Genomic DNA, 17,546 nt, shown 5'->3' with positions numbered 1-17,546 from the left:
GAACGGCCCAGGACGCCCTAGTGCCCCACCCCGCCGGACCGGGCGAGGTAGGGCAAGCATGTGGCGGATCCCCTCATCCCTCCCGGTTCCTGGGACAATACGGCCTGGGCGGCTACGCCCCACGGTCGGCGGCTGGAAGAGGGTCACAGTGAGTGCGGACAAGACACTGAGCTGGTCCTACACGGAGGACTTTCCCCTGGAGGACGACGCCATCGCCCAGGCCCGGATGCGGAGCCTGGAGCTGGGCATCGCCCCCGTCTCCTCGGGCACCGGTGCTGCGCTGCGCGTGCTGGCTGCCTCCGTCGGGGCCAAGTCCGTGGCGGAGGTCGGCACGGGAACCGGTGTGTCCGGGCTGTGGCTCCTGGGCGGGATGGGGGCCGACGGCGTCCTGACGACGATCGACGTGGAAGCCGAGCTGCAGCGGCAGGCCCGGCGCTCCTTCGACCTCGCCGGCTTTCCCGCGTCACGCACTCGCGTCATCCAGGGACGAGCCTCCGACGTCATGCCCCGGATGGCAGCACGCAGCTACGACATGGTGGTCCTTGACGTCGAGCCGCGCGACGCTGTCGACCTGGCTGACTACGCGCTGCGCATGCTGCGTACCGGCGGGGTGCTGGCCGTGACCCGGGCGCTGTGGCACGACCATGTCGCCGACCCGGCACGCCGAGACGCCACCACGGTGGCCGCTCGCGAGCTCGGCAAGGCGCTGCGTAACTCCCCGCTGCTGCTCACCACCCTGCTCCCGGTGGGCGACGGCCTCCTGGTATCCGTCAGGCAGGCCTGAGGCTGCCACGACACGGGTACACGGACGGCAAGGTACGCATAGGTGACAAAGCATGCGGACCGGGCCCCTGACAGACCCGGTCCTACTCCGTGGCGCCATCCCACGGCGTCCCACAGCCCTGTGCTGACCCGAGGCGATCCCGCACAGGCCCGCGGTCTCAGATCTCTCAGATCTTCGCGTTGGCGAGAGCCTCGCGCATCTGCCTGACCTCGTCGGCCGTGACCTCCAGGACTAGGCGCCCGCCACCCTCCAGGGGAACTCGCATGATGATGGCACGACCTTCCTTGACGACCTCAAGAGGGCCGTCACCGGTCCGGGGCTTCATAGCAGCCATGTGATCACCTTTCGTCAGTGCGGCGCGGACTCATTGTTGCGCGACCTCGATAAGTCTACGCCATCATAAAGATGCCCATATGATGATCCGTGCGCCCTAACACTCGCGGCGACCACGTAGCTCACGGCCTCCTCGGCGGTGTCGACCACGTGCACCAGCTGGGGGTCCTGAGGTGAGATCGTGCCCCGCTCCACCATGGTGGAGCGGATCCACTCCAAGAGGCCTGACCAGTATCCCGAGTCCACCAGCACGATAGGGAAGGAGGAGATCTTCTGGGTCTGGACCAGGGTGAGGGACTCGAAGAGCTCGTCCAGAGTCCCCATCCCGCCTGGCATGACGACAAAGCCGTCAGAGTACTTGACGAACATCGTCTTACGGGCAAAGAAGTAGCGGAAGTTGACCCCTAGGTCCACGTACTCGTTCATCCCCTGCTCATGCGGCAGCTCGATGCCCAGCCCCACGGAGGTACCTCCGGCCTCGTGGCAGCCCTTGTTCGCTGCCTCCATCATCCCCGGTCCACCGCCAGTGACCACCGCGTACCCGCTGCGGGCCAGGCCCGCACCCACCTGCTCAGCCACCGCGTAGGCGGGGTCACTGGCCAGGGTGCGCGCCGAGCCGAAGACGCTGACAGCCGGCCCCAGCTCAGCCAGGGCACCAAAGCCCTCGACGAACTCGGCCTGGATACGCATGACCCGCCAGGGGTCGGCGTGGAGCCAGTCGCTGTCACCACGCTGGTCCAAAAGACGTGCGTCGGTGGTCTGGTGGGGAATCTGGGTGCCGCGCAGCAGCACCGGTCCCCGGCGGTAGGTCTGTCGGTCACTCATGCTGCCCATCCTCCCCCAGCCACGCCCAGGCCGTCGGTTCCACTGCCAGGCCCGGACACCACGTCTGCGCAGGTCACGCGCCCGCCCCACCGCACCGACGGGTCGGCGTGTCCCCCACGGCAGAACCTGGAGACAGGTCGTAGGTCACCACCCTGTGTCTGGAAACACCGGCGATTGGTGTCATAGTGCCGCTTTCTGCCCACTCCCCCACGGTAGCGTCGCCGCCATGACCCAGCCTGCTGAGCCGACTCTCGACACCGCAGTCGCCTCCTGGATCGACGAGGATCCGGACCCTGCCACCGCTGCCGAGCTCTCCCGCCTGCTGCGCGCCCATCATGACGGTGACCCCGAAGCCACCGCCGAGCTGGCAGACGCCTTCGCCGCCCCTCTCGCCTTTGGTACCGCTGGTCTGCGCGGGCGCCTCGGACCTGGCCCCAACCGGATGAACCGAGCCGTGGTCATCCGGGCGGCAGCGGGACTGTCCGCCTACCTGCGCTCCGTGGTCGGTGAGGGCTTCACCGTCGTCATCGGCTACGACGCCCGCAAGGGCTCCAAGCAGTTCGCCCGCGACACAGCCTCCGTCGTCACCGGGGCCGCAGGCCGTGCCCTCCTCTTCGAGGACCACTGCCCCACCCCGGTCCTGGCCTTCGCCCTGCGCCACCTCGAGGCTGACGCCGCAGTGATGGTCACCGCCTCCCACAACCCGCCCCAGGACAACGGCTACAAGGTCTACCTGGGTGGGCGGACGGTCTCCGGCTGGGGTCAGGGCGCCCAGATCGTGCCGCCTCACGACGCCGACATCGCTGCGGCGATCAGCGCAGTAGGCCCCCTGGCCTCCGTCCCCATGCCACAGACGGGGTGGGAGGCTGTGGGGCAGGCAGTGCGTGAGGACTACGTGGAGCGGGCCGCCCAGGCTGCCCATATGGGTGCCGCCGCACCGCTGAAGATCGTCCTGACCCCTCTTCACGGGGTAGGAGGACACACCTGCCAGGAGGCACTGGCCCGCGTCGGGTTCGAGGACGTGGTCAGGGTCGCCGAGCAGTGGGAGCCCGACCCGGACTTCCCGACCCTGGACTTCCCCAACCCTGAGGAGCCAGGTGCCCTGGACCGGGCTGTCGCCCTGGCTCGCTCCCAGGGCGCGGACCTGGTGATCGCCAACGACCCGGACGCCGACCGCTGCTGCGTGGCCGTGCCAGACCCCTTCGCGACAGGGGGCTGGCGCCAGCTGAGCGGGGACGAGGTGGGGGCGCTGCTGGGTGAGCAGGCGGCCGAGCTCGCGGCCTTCGCCGGCAACGGGGTGCTGGCCAGCTCGGTCGTCTCCTCCCGCCTGCTGCGCCGCATCGCCCAGACCCACGGGCTGGCCTACCAGCAGACCCTGACAGGCTTCAAGTGGATCAGTCGGGTACCCAACCTGGTCTACGGCTACGAGGAGGCACTGGGCTACTGCGTGGACCCGGCCGCAGTCCGGGACAAGGACGGGATCTCCGCGGCTGTGCGTGTCGCGGTGCTGGTCTCCGTCCTCAAGCAGCAGGGCCGCTCGGTCATTGACCTGCTCGACCGCCTGGCCCGTGAGCACGGGCTGCACGCCACCAGCCCGCTGACCATCAGGGTGGACGACACCTCCCGCATCACCGAGGCCATGGAGAGGCTGCGCCGGGACGGGGCACCCGTGAGGCTGGCCGGCTCACTGGTGACCACAGCCGTCGACCTCAGGGACGGCAAGCCCGACGGCGCAGGAGGACGGCTGCCCGCCACCGACGGGCTGGTATGGACCACGGCGGCGGACGACCGGGTTGTCATCCGCCCCTCAGGCACCGAGCCCAAGCTCAAGTGCTACTGCGAGGTGATCATGCCGGTCGGCAAGGAGTCGGTCCCCGGGACCCGCAAGGCCGCCGCAGCCCGCCTGGAGTCCATCAAGGAGGACCTCCGCAGCGTGCTCGGGCTCGGCTGAGTGCCTCCGTCACGTCGTGCGACTGCTCGTCGGGCACGTGCGGGACATACTTACACATACTTACTGGGGCAGGGGAAGGCAGGGCCGCCCGACAGGTCGGCCCTGCCCGGGCACTAGTCCGTGCCGTCCACGCCAGCCCCTGCTCAGTCCTCCAGCCCTTCCAGCACCGAGACGGTCGCCGACACTCCCAGGCGTGAGGCACCAGCCCTGAGCATCGCCACCGCGTCCTGTGCCGTGCGGATGCCACCGGAGGCCTTGACGCCCAGACGCTCCCCCACCGTGGCGCGCATGAGAGCCACTGCGTGCGTCGAGGCGCCTCCGGCAGGGTGGAAGCCGGTGGAGGTCTTGACGTAGTCCGCTCCTGCCCGTTCGCTGGCCCGGCACACGGCGACGACCTCCTCGTCACTCAGCGCGGCGGACTCGATAATAACCTTGAGGAGGCTGTCACCCACGGCCTCCTTGACCGCGCGGACCTCCGACTCCACGGCGTTGTAGTCGTGCTCCTTGACCTGCGCGAGGTCCAGGACCATATCGACCTCGTGAGCGCCCCTGTCCACGGCCTCACGGGCTTCGGCGGCCTTGACGGCGGTCGTGTGGGCGCCTGAGGGGAAGCCGCAGACAGTGGCCACCCGCAGCCCCCCAGGAACAGCCACGGGCAGCTGGCTAGGGGACACGCACACGCAGTAGGTGCCCAGCCTAGCCGCCTGGGCGACGAGCTCGGCGACCTGGTCTGCCGTGGCCTCGGGCCGCAGAAGAGTGTGGTCGATGACAGCGGCGGCCTCAGCCCGGGTGGGTGTGGAAGCAGGCTGCGCACGCCACGTACCCGCAAGCGGCGTCGGCTCGCTACCAGCGGCATGACTCATGTGGTTCCCTGTCCTTTCCTCTGTGCAGCCCCTGCCCGGGTGCCCACCCAGACGAGAGCCGCGCAGCTGCCTTCCGCTCACCCCGCCTGTCCCTGTGTGACTACCTCCAGCACCACGCCAGCCTCACGACGGGCACGTGCCTGGACCGCCTCACGAGAGTCAGCCGGTGAGACGACGATACCGTCCCCCAGGGCCTGGAGCGCCCGGTCCACACGCCCGGGCGTGGCCGTGTGGAGGCTCAACAGGGGCTGACCCCGGTTCACGACGTCACCCGGCTTGGCGTGCAACCGCACCCCCGCCACTGCCTGGACAGAATCCTCCTTCCGGGCACGCCCGGCTCCCAGGCGCCAGGCCGCCACCCCCACCGCCAGGGCGTCCAGCCGGGTGAGCACACCGCTGGCCGGAGCGGGAACGACCTGCGTGTGCGGGGCGCGAGGCAGGGGTGCGTCCGGATCGCCTCCCTGACGGCGCACCATGTGCCGCCACACGTCCATGGCGCGCCCACCCGTCAGTGCCTGGCGCAGCAGGTGCTCCTCCACCGGCCTGCCAACCGCGTCGAGCATGTGGCCCGCCAGGGCGAGGGTCAGGTCCACGACGTCACTCGGCCCGCCACCAGCCAGTACCTCCACCGCCTCCGCGACCTCCAGGGCGTTACCGACAGTCAGTCCCAACGGCGTGGACATGTCGGTGAGCACTGCCCGGGTCCTCACCCCCGCATCCCGGCCCAGGTGCACCATGGTGCGGGCCAGCTCACGCGCCTGGTCCCGCTCCTTCATGAAGGCGCCGCTGCCGACCTTGACGTCCAGGACGAGAGCACCGGTCCCCTCGGCGATCTTCTTGGACATGATCGAGGAGGCGATGAGGGGAGGCAGGAGACGGTGGCAGTCGTGTCGCGCAGCGCGTAGAGACGCCTGTCAGCGGGAGCCAGGCCCGGCCCGGCCGCGCAGACCACCGCACCGGGTCCCCGGGTCCGAGGGCGGACATGATCTCGTCGCGGCTCAGGTCGGCCCTCCAGCCGGGGATCGACTCCAACTTGTCCAAGGTACCCCCGGTGTGCCCCAGGCCGCGTCCTGACAGCTGGGGGACGGCCACCCCAAAGGACGCCACCAGCGGGGCCAGCGGGAGGGTGATCTTGTCCCCCACGCCCCCGGTGGAGTGCTTGTCCACCGTGAGGCGCCCCAGGCTGGAGAAGTCCATACGCTCCCCGGAGCGGATCATGGCCCGGGTCCACCGGGCAGTCTCGGCAGGTGCCATCCCCCGCAGGTAGACGGCCATAGCCAGGGCGCTCATCTGTTCCTCGGCCACCACGCCACGGGTATAGGCGTCCACCACCCAGTCGATCTGGGCGTCGCTGAGCCGGTACCCGTCCCGCTTGGCCGCGATGACGTCAACGGCGTCGAAAGGCTCCTCGGCGTCGCCGGGCCCGGTCAGGTTGCTCATACGTCGGCCTCCTGGCCAGGAGCGGCTCCCACGTCACCTGGCAGGACCAAGCCGCCCCTAGACGCACCCAGGTCACCTGCACTCCGACGCTGCGCACCCGCAGTGCCCGGTACCGCGGTGACACGAGCGATGTCGGAGCCGGTAAACTGGTCGGGCAGGATCTCCTCAATGGTCATGATCCCGGAGGGCATGGCCAGCAAGAGCCCCGGGGCCGCGTGCTCGCTGAGCAGCTGGCGACAGCGTCCGCAGGGAGCGCAGGGCTGGTGGTGAGCGTCCACGCACACCACAGCCACCAGCAGGCCTCCCCCGGAGCGGACCAGCTCGGAGACCAGGCCGCACTCGGCGCACAGCGTGGCCCCGTAGGAGGCGTTCTCCACGTTGCAGCCGCTGACGGTGCGGGAGTCGTCCACCAGGGCCGCAGCCCCCACCTTGAAGCGTGAGTAGGGAGCGTAGGCCTGCTCCATGGCCTCTACAGCCAGCATGTACAGCGCCTGCCAGGCAGCCCCGTCCACGTCAGCAGGAGTCACCGAAGGCGGAGACACAGCGCTACGGTCCTCAACGGAGAAGGTCACGGGTAGGGCACCCCCTCTGCGGCGGGGGCGCGGACCCTTCCCACGAACCCGGACACGGCCAGAATTGTCACGACGTAGGGAATCATGAGGATGATGTTAGCGGGGACAGGACTGCCCACTACGGACAGGGTCTGCCCCACGGAGGTGGCAAAGCCGAAGAGCAGCGCTGCGCCAAGAGATCCCAGAGGGCGCCACCCGCCCAGGATCATGGCCGCCAGGGCGATATAGCCGTTGCCCGCCGCCATGTCCTTGGTGAAGGACAGGCCGCTGCCCACGGTGAAGAAGGCACCGCCCAGGCCTGCTAGGGCACCTGCGAGCACCAGGTTGGCCACCCGGGTGCGCATGACGTTGATGCCTACCGTGTCAGCGGCCTTGGGGTGCTCCCCGCACGCACGCATCCGCAGGCCCCACCGGGAGCGGAACAGCATGAAGGAGAAGAAGGCCACCGCTGCGTACATGAGGTAGACGAGGATAGTCTGGCGGAAGAGGACCGGCCCGATGACGGGCACCTGGGCCAGGCCGGGAACCGAGATGACTGGCAGACGCAGCGGCTGGTTGAGACCGGGGTCGCGAGAGAGAACCGTGGAGAACAGGAAGCCGGTCAGTCCCAGGACCAGGACGTTGAGCACCACCCCCACGACGATCTGATTGACCCGGTAGCGCAGCCCGAACAGGGCCAGCAGGAGGGAGACAAGCACGCCCGCCGCAGGGGCGGCGACCAGCCCGGCCCAGGGGCTGGAGGCTGCAGAGGCGACCACGGCCCCCAGGAAGGCCCCGCCCAGCAGCTGGCCCTCGATAGCGATGTTGATAGTGCCGGACCGCTCACCGATGACGCCAGCGAGGCTGCCGAAGACCAGGGGGACGCTGAGTGCCAGCGTCGACGACAGGATGGTCACCATCGGCACGAGGGTGTCCCGGCCGGCGCCTGCCCAGGTCAGGAAGGCCAGGACAAAGGCCGCCCCCAGGATGGTCACCGCCCCCGCACCGACCCCCTCGCGCCGCCAGGAGCGCCACCATGCCCAGCCCGTGGCAACCACGGCAGGAACCGCCAGCGCCAGGATCGTGGCACGCGCCGGGACGGTGATGACGGGAAGCGCCAGGAGGTCGGAACGGGTCGCCAGGGCGAAGCGTGTCGACCCGTGGGCAGACAGCGTCATGAGCACCTGGAGAACCGTCACCACGACTCCGGCGACCGGGATCTTGAGCTCCACGGACTCCCGAGCGACCGTGGTCGCCACACTTCTGGGAGCGGCAGAGCTGAGGACGGGTGAGGCAGTAGTCATGGCTCAGGCCTCCCTGCTGGTCGGGGCCGGGGTGCCCGCAGCCGCAGCGGTGTCCTGCTGGCGCGTCCACGAGCCCCGGGCGGGCAGCCGGTAGAGGGCGCGTACCAGGGAGGGCGCAGCAATGAACAGCACGATGGTGGACTGCAGGACCAGGACGATATCGACCGGTGTGCCCGTGGCTGCCTGCATCGTGGTGCCACCGGCGCTCAGCGCCCCGAAGAGCAGGCCCGCCAGGACGGTGCCCAGCGGGGTGGACCGTCCCAGGAGAGCCACGGTGATGGCGTCAAAGCCGATAGTCCCCGCCACGGACAGCCCCAGGTACCTCTGTGTGCCCAGGACCGGGGCAGTAGCGGCCAGGCCGCACAAGGCGCCGGAGACCATCATGGCCACGGCGGTCACCCGGGACACGTTCATCCCGGCGGTGCGGGCCGCCTGGGCGTTAAGGCCGACAGCCCGCAGCTGGAAGCCCAGCCGCGAGCGCTCCATGAGCCACCACACGCTCCCTGCGGCCAGCAGGGCGACAAGAAAGCCCGCGTGGAGGCGGAAGGAGTCTCCCAGCAGAAGCGGGTAGTGAGAGGACCCGGCCAGGTAGAGGGACTTGGGGTTGCTACCGCTCTCGCCGATAAAGACGGTGGTCGTAAGCAGCTGGGCCAGCAGGTACCCCGCCACGGAGTTGAGCATGATGGTGACAATCACCTCGTTGGCTCCGGTCCGGGCCTTGAGCAGGCCTGCGAGACCGCCCCACACGAACCCGCCCAGGACAGCGGCGAGCACAGCCAGCGGCAGGTGGACGACGACGGGCAGCTCCCAGGTGATACCTACGTAGGTAGCCAGGATCCCGCCCAGGACGACCTGTCCCTGGCCTCCGATGTTGAACAGGCCCGCGCGAAAGGCGACCGACATCCCCAGGCCCGCAATGATGAGGGGGGTGGCGTTGGTCAGCGTCTCAGTGAGGGGGCGCACCATACGCGTGGCCGTGGTCGCCCTCCAGTCGAGGACCGAGCCGCGCAGGAGGGAGGTGTAGGCCTCGACCAGGCTGGAGCCCGCAGCACCAAGGAAGTCGCCGGGACGGGCGAGGAAGTAGCCGGCGGTGGTGCGCACCTCCTCGTCGGCGACAAGGATGAGGACCGAGCCCACGATCATGGCCGACACGACGGCGAGGACTCCCGCCAACGCCGTGGACTCCGCCACCCGCCGCAGGACCCCGGGGCGGGGCGGGTTGGCGGACGAGTCCGCGGACGGCTCGCCGGACGGGTCAGGGAGCGGGCCACCGGGGGTGGCCGGAGTGGCTGGGACCGCTGTCACTGCTCCTGGCTCCTCTCTGTCCCCTTGTCCGTCTTTTCATCTGTCCTCATCTCAGTCTTGATACCGGTCCGTGTCTTGGTCGTCTCAGCATCCTCGGGGGCATCCTCGGGGACGTGCGCACCCGGCTCCCCCTGGCCGGGGTCCTCCTGGGCACCCGCCTGGGAGGGGGACGCGCCCGCCATCATGAGCCCCAGCACCTCGCGCGGCGTGTCCGGGGTGACCACGCCGGTCACCCGGCCGCGGTACATGACCGCGATACGGTCGGACAGGGCGTAGATCTCGTCCAGCTCGGAAGAGATGATAAGCACGGCCGTCCCCGCGTCACGCTCAGCGACGAGCCGCTGGTGGACGAACTCGATAGAGCCGACGTCCAGGCCCCGGGTGGGCTGGGAGGCCAGGAGCGCCGTGAGGGGGCGGGACAGCTCGCGGGCCAGGACGGTCTTCTGCTGGTTACCGCCGGAGAGGGTGGAGATGGGGTCGCCGACCTCGCCGACCCGCACGTCGAACTCCTCGCGCAGCCTCTCGGCGTTGCGGCGCAGCAGTGCGGGAGACAGGGAGTGCCTCCGTCCCAGGGATGGGTCGTCGTAACGGTCCAGGACCATGTTCTCAGCCACGGAGAGGTCAGCGACCACGCCGTCGCGCGAGCGGTCCTCGGGAACGAACCCCAGGCCGTCGTGCAGCCGCTGACGCACGCTGTGGCCGGTGACGTCACGGCCTCCCAGGAGCACACGCCCCGCTGCAGGCGCGCGCAGACCCAGGACTACCTCGCCGAGCTCGGTCTGCCCGTTGCCCTGGACCCCCGCCACGCCGAGGATCTCGCCGGACCGCACGTGCAGGGTCACCTCCTCAAGCACGGCACCGCCGTCCTGGTCCAGCAGGGTGAGGTCCTCCAGGACGAGGCCGTCGTCCCCGGGGTCAGCGGGGTCCTTGTCCACTGTCAGGGACACGTCGTGGCCCACCATGAGGCTGGCCAGCTCGGCGGCAGAGGTGGTGGGCTCGGCGGTACCGACGACCCGCCCCCGCCGGATGACGGTGATAGCGTCAGCGACCTCACGCACCTCCCGGAGCTTGTGGGTGATGAAGACGATCGAGGTCCCGGAGTCCCTCAGTCCCCGCATGACGACCATGAGCTCGTCGGTCTCCTGCGGGGTGAGCACCGCAGTGGGCTCGTCCAGGATGAGCACCCGGGCGTCGCGGGACAGCGCCTTGATGATCTCCACACGCTGCTGGACGCCCACCGGCAGGTCCTCGATACGGGCATGCGGGTCCACGTCGAACCCGAAGCGCTGCGATATCTGAGTGACCCTGGAAGCGGCAGCAGCGGTGTCGATGACCCCCGCCGGCCCGGTGGGCTCGTCGCCCAGGGCCACCGACTCCGCCACCGTGAACACCGGGACGAGCATGAAGTGCTGGTGGACCATACCGATCCCCGCGGCCACGGCGTCCCGGGGCCCGGAGAAGGTCACAGGCACGTCATCAATGAGGACCTGACCGCCGTCGGGCTGGTAGAGCCCGTAGAGGACGTTCATGAGCGTGGACTTACCCGCGCCGTTCTCCCCCAGGAGGGCGTGGACCTGCCCGGGCTCGATGGTCAGGTCGATACGGTCGTTGGCCACGACAGGCCCGAAGGTCTTGGTGACACCACGCAGCTCGAGCTTCACGCGGGACTCGCTTCCGGTCGGGGAGGCGTCAGGACGCCGTCGGCGGGGCAGTCGACAGGGCGCTGCACGGCAGGGTCAGGACGGGTCGTAGGGGGTGGACACGTCCAGGGAGCCGTCGATGATCTGCTGGCGCAGCTCCTCGATCCTGGTCTTGACCTGGTCGGGGACCTGGGAGTCGTAGTCGTGGAAGGGCGCCAGGGACACCCCCTCGTTCTCCAGGGTCCCGATGTAGGGCTGGGAGGAGAAGCTGCCCTCGGTGGCCTCCTGGACGGTGTTGTAGACGGCGATACCGATCTCCTTGACCACCGAGGTCAGGATCAGGTCACCGGAACTGGTGGACTCGTAGCCGTCAGCGTCCACCCATACCACCGCCTGGTCGCCAGAGGAGGCCTTGACCGTGGACAGGGTGCCCAGCCCCACGGGGCCGGCCACCGGCATGATGACGTCGGCGTCCTGGGAGAGGAACTGCTCAGTCAGGGACTGGCCCTCCTGGGTGTTCGAGAAGTCACCGACGAAGGAACCGGTGCTGGGGCTGTCCGGGTCCCAGCCCAGGACGGTGACCGAGGCGTCGTTGTCCTCGTTGTACCTCTCCACGCCCCTGGCGAAGCCCTCCATAAAGATCTCCACCGTAGGGATCTGCATCCCGCCGTAGGTGGCCACGATGCCCGTGCTGCTCACGCCCGCCGCGGCGTAGCCAGCCAGGTAGGCGGCCGCAGCCGTGTTGAAGATGAGCGGCTTGGCATTGTCCAGCTCCACCGGCTCGCCCTGGGTGTCAGAGAAGGTGGAGTCAACGAGAGCGAAGTTCATGTCCGGGTTGGCCTGCGCGGCTGTCGCCAGGTCCACGTCCAGGTTGAAGCCCGCACCGATGATGAGGTCGCAGTCCTGCTGGACGAGGGAGTCGATATTGGTGGAGTAGTCTGCGGACCCCTCCGACTCCACCGCGATGGTCGCCACCCCAGCTCCTCCTTGGCCCGGTCCAGCCCCTCCTTTGCGGACTGGTTGAACGACTGGTCGTCAAAGCCGCCCTCGTCAGAGACTATGCACGCGGTGAAGTCGCTGGCCGCCCCGCCACCGGAGGCGCCCTCGTCCGGGGCGGCGCCGCAGGCGGTCAGGACCAGAGAGGCAAGCAGGCCGAGCGCCAGCGTAGGACGGGTCTTCTTCATCGGGACCTCCGTAGCAGGATTTCGGGGAGCACGAGCCACACCGCCCGTACCCGTACAAGGATACTGCGCTCACGGTGACAGCCAAGGAAACGACGCAGGCCGTCTGCGCAGCCCTGCGGGTCTGGGCAGCCCCAGCCGACCTCCGCCAGCCGCCCCCCAGGTACGCCCGCACCGGGGCGGTACGGCCCCGTTCAGCGCTTCGTCACACGCCCTCCCGGCCGCTGGGGCCGCCTGGCGCGGTAGGCTTCTAGGCGTTGCCGCCGCCTGTGCGCGGCTGCTGGTCCATGTGCCCCGACGAGGAAAGAAGCAATGACTCAGAACCTGGTCACGAGTGTGCCCGCCCAGGTGCGCGCCGTCTCCGGTCGTCCCGCCGACGCCGCCACCCCCATGGAGGTCTGGCAGGGACTGTCCGCCGCCGTCGTCGACGCGATCGCGGACGACTGGTACGCCACCCAGCAGAAGTACCGCGCCGGACGCATGGAGCACTACCTCTCCGCGGAGTTCCTCATGGGACGGGCGCTGCTCAACAACCTCACCAACCTGGGGCTGGTGGACCAGGCGCGCGAGGCGGTGGGCGCCTTCGGCCAGGACCTCTCCCAGGTCCTGGAGCAGGAGCCCGACGCCGCCCTGGGCAACGGCGGGCTGGGACGCCTGGCCGCCTGCTTCCTGGACTCCTGCGCCACCCTGGACCTGCCGGTGTGGGGCTTCGGCATCCTCTACCGCTACGGCCTGTTCAAGCAGCTGTTCGAGGACGGCTTCCAGACCGAGCACCCCGACCCGTGGATGGAGGATGGCTACCCCTTCGTCATCCGACGCGAGGAGGCCCAGCGCCTGGTCCGCTATCAGGACATGACCGTGCGCGCCATCCCCTACGACATGCCTGTCACCGGCTACGGGACCAGGAACGTGGGCACGCTGCGCCTGTGGAAGGCTGAGCCGGTGGAGGAGTTCGACTACGAGGCCTTCAACTCCCAGCGCTTCACCGACGCCATCGTCGAGCGCGAGCATATCGCCGACATCTCCCGAGTCCTCTACCCCAACGACACCACCTACGAGGGCAAGGTCCTGCGGGTGCGCCAGCAGTACTTCTTCTGCTCAGCCTCCCTCCAGCAGATCGTGGACAACTACGTAGACCAGCACGGCGAGGACCTGACCGGCTTTGCCGACTACAACTCCATCCAGCTCAACGACACCCACCCGGTCCTGGCCATCCCCGAGCTCATGCGCCAGCTCATGGACGTCCACCACCTCTCCTGGGAGCAGGCCTGGGACGTGGTGACCCGGACCTTCGCCTACACCAACCACACGGTTCTTGCGGAGGCCCTGGAGACCTGGGAGATGTCCATCTTCGACCGGCTGTTCCCGCGCATCGCCGAGATCGTCCGGGAGATCGACCGCCGCTTCCGCCTGGAGATGGCCAGCCGCGGCCTGGACCAGGGCAGGATCGACTACATGGCCCCTCTGGCTGGCGGCTCGGTACGCATGGCCTGGATCGCCTGCTACGCCTCCTACTCCATCAACGGCGTGGCTGCTCTGCACACCGAGATCATCAAGCGCGAGACCCTGGGTGAGTGGCACGACATCTGGCCCGAGCGCTTCAACAACAAGACCAACGGGGTGACCCCGCGCCGCTGGCTGCGCCAGTGCAACCCCCGCCTGGCGGACCTCCTGGACGAGGTCACCGGCTCCGACGCCTGGGTCAAGGACCTCACTGTGCTGGCGGACTACACCGACGCCGTTGACGAGTCGGTCTACGACCGCCTGGGCGAGGTCAAGCAGGCCAACAAGGCCGACTTCGCCGCCTGGGTAGCCAGCCGCGAGGGCGTGGAGATCGACCCTGAGGCGATCTTTGACGTCCAGATCAAGCGCCTGCACGAGTACAAGCGCCAGCTGCTCAACGCCATCTACATCCTGGACCTGTACTTCCGCATGAAGCAGGACCCCGGCCTGGAGGTCCCCAAGCGGGTCTTCATCTTCGGCGCCAAGGCCGCCCCCGGCTACATCCGGGCCAAGGGCGTCATCAAGCTGGTCAATGCCGTGGCCGAGCTGGTCAACAACGACCCGGTGGTCTCCCAGACCCTCAAGGTGGTCTTCATCCACAACTACAACGTCTCCCCCGCCGAGCACATCATCCCGGCGGCCGACGTCTCCGAACAGATCTCCACCGCAGGCAAGGAGGCCTCCGGGACCTCCAACATGAAGTTCATGATGAACGGCGCCCTGACCCTGGGCACCCTGGACGGTGCCAACGTGGAGATCCTGGAGGCCGTGGGCGAGGACAACGCCTACATCTTCGGCGCCACCGAGGACGAGCTGCCCGCCCTGCGCCAGACCTACGACCCGGTGTGGCACTACGAGAACGTCCCCGGCCTTAAGCGCGTGCTGGACGCCTTCACCGACGGGACCCTGGACGACAACGGGTCCGGATGGTTCGCCGACCTGCGCCGCAGCCTCCTGGAGCCCTCCTACGAGCCCGCCGACGTCTACTACGTGCTGGGCGACTTTGCCGCCTACCGCGAGAAGAAGGACGCCATGGCTGCCGACCACGCCGACCAGAGGGCCTGGCAGCGCCGCGCCTGGGTCAACATCACCCGCTCGGGCCGTTTCTCCTCCGACCGCACCATCCAGGACTACGCCCGCGAGGTGTGGAAGATCGAGCCCACGCCGGTGGACTAAGCACTGGGCGGCCGGGGCCGCGCCCGCTCACGCAACCTCAGGCAACGGAAACGTCAGAGGACAACACGGTACCGTGTTGTCCTCTGACGTTTCCGTTGCCTCTTCTTTGTTGCCTCGTCGTCTCCGCCGGGCTGGGCGTTCAGGGACGCCTGCCCGGCCCGCACGCGTCGGGACCGGGGCCACGCCCGCTCACGCAGCGGATTGAGGCCGCCACTACCAGAAGACACTCAGCAAGTTTGCTCCCAGAAACTTCCTCACAGACTTCTACCAAGTATTCCGTCTTCTTCGGCTCTTACCGCAGACATCCGCCCCCTGCTGCGCCTCATGAATGCTAGACACCTCCGAGCCGCTTCAGCGCACACGGGAGAATCTCACCACTGAAACCTTTCATCGACGGGTCCACCCGCCTTAAGGGAACCTGAGACCGTTGACATACCACAGCAGGAGAAAGCACTATGGCAGTGCAGGTTGTCTACCACGGGACAAAGCGAGGGCTCACAGCATTTCCGGGATACCGGCCTACAAGATACGCCACCAGACAACGTCCAGTCTTAGTAGGAAGCCACCACCATGAAAACCATCACCATGAGGCACAGCCTGGTCACCAGGCTGTCGGCAGCCGCCTGCACAGCCCTGTTGCTCGCCAGTGCCGCCACAGCAACAGCCCAACCAACATCGCCACCCACCAGCGTAGACGTCGGCACCGAGAACGCTCATGACAAGCAGGAGACCCTGCAGGCCGCGCTAGACTACATTGCCAGGTTTACCGAGCCCACGGTCGAGTATAGTGACGATGGGAAGCAGGCAGTCGTTTCCTTCTCCGACACCGTTGACGGTAGCAGCCATCGCTACACTCTTAGTCGAGATGAAAGCGGTCAGGCAGGGAGGCCGAATGACCTGACCGGCGACATCGTCTCCTTTGAGATATGGACTCGAACTGGGTGGGTACTCAACCGGGCCGAGACCGACTCGCTCTCATGGGAAGGAGCCACGTGGGCTGAGCTATATAGTATTGCTGCTGCACTTGGAGTCGGGGCCCTGCTGCTATTGGAGCCGCTATTGAGGGCAACTGGGCCGCGCACGCAGCTAGCTACTACAGTCATGGAAACTGCATCAAAGTCCACTACTGGCTCACAGTAAGCGAGATCAAGCGTGGGTCCCGGGGGTGCCGGTGAACAGGTTCCTCAGGCGCATGCGCCTTCCCTGCGTCGTCGGCCTCGCCGTGAGCGGCGTCCTGCAGGCCTCCGCCCTGGTCGGGGACACCGCGACGCCAGTCACCGTCCTCTACCTGGTCCTGATCCTCCTCCTCGTGGCAGGCGCCCTCGGCGGAGAGGCGGTTCTGCGCACAGGCCGACGCAGCAGTCAGGACGACCAGGACCTGCCCAGCGACCAGGAACACTGACCTTCCTGGGGGCAGATCCCAGCAGACACAGGCCTCTGGACCCGGGCCCTAGGTAGGGCCTAGCCCGCCGCAGGCAGGATCGCCACGACCGCGCCTTGGGCAGGGACCGGTGTCGGGCAGGGACTCAGTCTCAGCCCCGCAGCACTCAGCGGCTCTCAGTACAAGAGGCTGGCCAGCATGCGGCGGGCGCGGGCGACCTCCGGGGTGGTGGCACCAATGACCTCAAAGAGCTCCAGGGCACGCAGGCGGGCCTCCTCCCGCTCCTCACCGGTATGGGAGCGCACCGCCTCCAGGACACGCCCCAAGGCGGCGTTGACGTCGCCCAGGGCCAGGGCCGCGTCCGCACCGGCCAGGACGGCCTGGAGGTCCTGGGGAGTAGCGTCGGCAGCAGCCAGGAGGGCCTGCGGGTCCTGGCCGTCCATGCGGGCTAGCAGCCGCACCTGGCTACGGGCGGCCTTGAGGCTGTCGTCAGCCGGGTTCTGGTTGATAGCGTGGGTGTAGACCTCCTCCGCCGCCGCGAAGTCCCCGGCCTCGATAGCCTCCCGGGCGGCTTTTTCCACCTCGGTCTCCTCAGCCTCGGCAGGTGCCTGGTCGGCCCCCGAGGCATCAGGGCTGACGGCAATGGTCCCGGTAACGCCGTTTGCCGCAGCCACCTCCAGCACCTGGTCCAGCACGCCACGCAGCTGGGGCTCGGTGGCACCGCCCTGGAGCAGGGGCACCGGCTGGCCGGCCAGCAGGGCGAGGACAGCCGGGACCGCCTGGGCCTGGAAGGCCTGGGCGACTTCAGGGGCGGCGTCCACGTCCACCCGGGCCACCTGGAACCGACCCGCGTAGTCCTCGGCCAGACGCGCCAGCAGGGCGGCCAGGTCGGAGGAGGCCTGGCTGCGTGGCGTGTGCAGCACGACGACCACCGGGACCCGGGTGCTGAGCTCAGCCGTCTCACGCAGGGTGGAGGCATCGACGTCAACGACCAGCGGCAGAGGCAGTCCCCCGCCAGCCTCGGTGGCACCAGGCTGCCCCGGGGACCGGCCTGCGGCTGCGGGGCCCGCTGCACTCCCAGACCCTGAGGCTCCTGGGGCGGGTGCCCCGGATGAGCCGCCGGAAGGGACCAGGCTGGACAGGTCGACAGCACCGAACATGGACATGGATGACAGCCTTCCCCGGGCAGCGCCCGACTGTGCCCGACTACTGACAGGGACGCGCGCTCCTGCGCGCAGCCCGGACTATTGTGTCACCGTGACGCTGCCCGGGCCTGTGCCCGGGCAGATCTCCGCTCAGGGCCAAGCGG

13 protein-coding genes and 2 pseudogenes are annotated in these 17,546 nt (G+C 68.6%); 5 read left to right on the top strand and 10 right to left on the bottom strand.

Features of this window, described 5'->3' with window-relative positions; all coding sequences use genetic code 11:
• The first annotated feature begins 148 nt into the window (after positions 1-148).
• Positions 149-784 carry an O-methyltransferase gene (locus D5R93_RS04155; protein ID WP_119835810.1) on the top strand — a complete coding sequence of 212 codons (636 nt, stop codon included), beginning with the start codon at positions 149-151 and terminating at the stop codon, positions 782-784.
• 166 nt (positions 785-950) lie between these two features.
• Here the strand turns inward: D5R93_RS04155 and D5R93_RS04150 are convergent, their stop codons facing one another.
• Together D5R93_RS04150 and D5R93_RS04145 are read right to left on the bottom strand one after the other, a co-directional pair.
• The gene (locus D5R93_RS04150) at positions 951-1,118 is read right to left on the bottom strand and encodes a DUF3117 domain-containing protein (RefSeq protein WP_119835811.1); all 168 of its coding nucleotides are present in this window, start codon (positions 1,116-1,118) and stop codon (positions 951-953) included.
• A 14-nt stretch (positions 1,119-1,132) separates the two neighbouring features.
• Entirely contained in the window at positions 1,133-1,942 is an 810-nt protein-coding gene (locus D5R93_RS04145; RefSeq protein WP_119835812.1) for an LOG family protein, read from the bottom strand.
• A 226-nt stretch (positions 1,943-2,168) separates the two neighbouring features.
• Between D5R93_RS04145 and D5R93_RS04140 the strand changes: the two genes are divergently transcribed.
• Positions 2,169-3,893: a phospho-sugar mutase gene (locus D5R93_RS04140; RefSeq protein ID WP_120203979.1), complete on the top strand. Its 1,725-nt coding sequence runs from the start codon at positions 2,169-2,171 to the stop codon at positions 3,891-3,893.
• Positions 3,894-4,036: 143 nt separating this feature from the next.
• Here D5R93_RS04140 and deoC read toward each other — a convergent pair whose 3' ends face one another.
• The 7 genes and pseudogenes from deoC to D5R93_RS04105 all read right to left on the bottom strand — a co-directional run bounded on the left by deoC (position 4,037) and on the right by D5R93_RS04105 (position 11,971).
• Positions 4,037-4,756: a deoxyribose-phosphate aldolase gene (deoC, locus tag D5R93_RS04135; RefSeq protein ID WP_119835814.1), complete on the bottom strand. Its 720-nt coding sequence runs from the start codon at positions 4,754-4,756 to the stop codon at positions 4,037-4,039.
• Between the two features lie 77 nt (positions 4,757-4,833).
• Positions 4,834-6,196, bottom strand: a pseudogene (locus tag D5R93_RS04130) (thymidine phosphorylase).
• A gap of 119 nt (positions 6,197-6,315) precedes the next feature.
• Positions 6,316-6,723: pseudogene (locus D5R93_RS04125) on the bottom strand (cytidine deaminase); the annotation flags it as partial.
• A gap of 41 nt (positions 6,724-6,764) precedes the next feature.
• Entirely contained in the window at positions 6,765-8,051 is a 1,287-nt protein-coding gene (locus tag D5R93_RS04120) for an ABC transporter permease (RefSeq protein WP_119835816.1), read from the bottom strand.
• Between the two features lie 3 nt (positions 8,052-8,054).
• Positions 8,055-9,356 carry an ABC transporter permease gene (locus D5R93_RS04115; RefSeq protein WP_243106937.1) on the bottom strand — a complete coding sequence of 434 codons (1,302 nt, stop codon included), beginning with the start codon at positions 9,354-9,356 and terminating at the stop codon, positions 8,055-8,057.
• Positions 9,353-11,017, bottom strand: a complete 1,665-nt coding sequence (locus D5R93_RS04110; protein ID WP_120203976.1) for an ABC transporter ATP-binding protein — start codon at positions 11,015-11,017, stop codon at positions 9,353-9,355. The genes D5R93_RS04115 and D5R93_RS04110 overlap by 4 nt, the downstream gene beginning before the upstream one ends.
• A gap of 75 nt (positions 11,018-11,092) precedes the next feature.
• Positions 11,093-11,971 (bottom strand): BMP family lipoprotein, encoded by an 879-nt coding sequence (locus D5R93_RS04105; protein WP_243106936.1) that lies wholly within the window; start codon positions 11,969-11,971, stop codon positions 11,093-11,095.
• Between the two features lie 518 nt (positions 11,972-12,489).
• Here D5R93_RS04105 and D5R93_RS04100 point away from each other — a divergent pair.
• The 3 genes from D5R93_RS04100 to D5R93_RS04095 all read left to right on the top strand — a co-directional run bounded on the left by D5R93_RS04100 (position 12,490) and on the right by D5R93_RS04095 (position 16,258).
• Positions 12,490-14,856 carry a glycogen/starch/alpha-glucan phosphorylase gene (locus D5R93_RS04100; protein WP_119835819.1) on the top strand — a complete coding sequence of 789 codons (2,367 nt, stop codon included), beginning with the start codon at positions 12,490-12,492 and terminating at the stop codon, positions 14,854-14,856.
• Positions 14,857-15,426: 570 nt separating this feature from the next.
• The gene (locus tag D5R93_RS13145; protein ID WP_162933826.1) at positions 15,427-15,996 is read left to right on the top strand and encodes a hypothetical protein; all 570 of its coding nucleotides are present in this window, start codon (positions 15,427-15,429) and stop codon (positions 15,994-15,996) included.
• A 52-nt stretch (positions 15,997-16,048) separates the two neighbouring features.
• Positions 16,049-16,258: a hypothetical protein gene (locus D5R93_RS04095; protein WP_162933825.1), complete on the top strand. Its 210-nt coding sequence runs from the start codon at positions 16,049-16,051 to the stop codon at positions 16,256-16,258.
• A gap of 155 nt (positions 16,259-16,413) precedes the next feature.
• On the opposite strand, the gene D5R93_RS04090 is transcribed toward D5R93_RS04095, so the two are convergent.
• A complete protein-coding gene (locus D5R93_RS04090; RefSeq protein WP_120203971.1) occupies positions 16,414-17,403 on the bottom strand; it encodes a tetratricopeptide repeat protein in 990 nt (329 codons plus the stop codon).
• Positions 17,404-17,546 lie beyond the last annotated feature (143 nt).

This window comes from Actinomyces lilanjuaniae (assembly GCF_003606385.1).
In the GTDB taxonomy this organism is placed as follows: domain Bacteria; phylum Actinomycetota; class Actinomycetes; order Actinomycetales; family Actinomycetaceae; genus Actinomyces; species Actinomyces lilanjuaniae.
This window is presented reverse-complemented; position numbering and strand designations above follow the sequence as displayed.

Excerpts from the sequence above, each read along its gene's own strand:
- D5R93_RS04150 (WP_119835811.1), bottom strand. The coding sequence starts at position 1,118 with ATGGCTGCTATGAAGCCCCGGACCGGTGACGGCCCTCTTGAGGTCGTC.
- D5R93_RS04145 (WP_119835812.1), bottom strand. The coding sequence starts at position 1,942 with ATGAGTGACCGACAGACCTACCGCCGGGGACCGGTGCTGCTGCGCGGC.
- D5R93_RS04140 (WP_120203979.1), top strand. The coding sequence starts at position 2,169 with ATGACCCAGCCTGCTGAGCCGACTCTCGACACCGCAGTCGCCTCCTGG.
- deoC (WP_119835814.1), bottom strand. The coding sequence starts at position 4,756 with ATGAGTCATGCCGCTGGTAGCGAGCCGACGCCGCTTGCGGGTACGTGG.
- D5R93_RS04120 (WP_119835816.1), bottom strand. The coding sequence starts at position 8,051 with ATGACTACTGCCTCACCCGTCCTCAGCTCTGCCGCTCCCAGAAGTGTG.
- D5R93_RS04100 (WP_119835819.1), top strand. The coding sequence starts at position 12,490 with ATGACTCAGAACCTGGTCACGAGTGTGCCCGCCCAGGTGCGCGCCGTC.
- D5R93_RS13145 (WP_162933826.1), top strand. The coding sequence starts at position 15,427 with ATGAAAACCATCACCATGAGGCACAGCCTGGTCACCAGGCTGTCGGCA.
- D5R93_RS04095 (WP_162933825.1), top strand. The coding sequence starts at position 16,049 with ATGCGCCTTCCCTGCGTCGTCGGCCTCGCCGTGAGCGGCGTCCTGCAG.
- D5R93_RS04090 (WP_120203971.1), bottom strand. The coding sequence starts at position 17,403 with ATGTCCATGTTCGGTGCTGTCGACCTGTCCAGCCTGGTCCCTTCCGGC.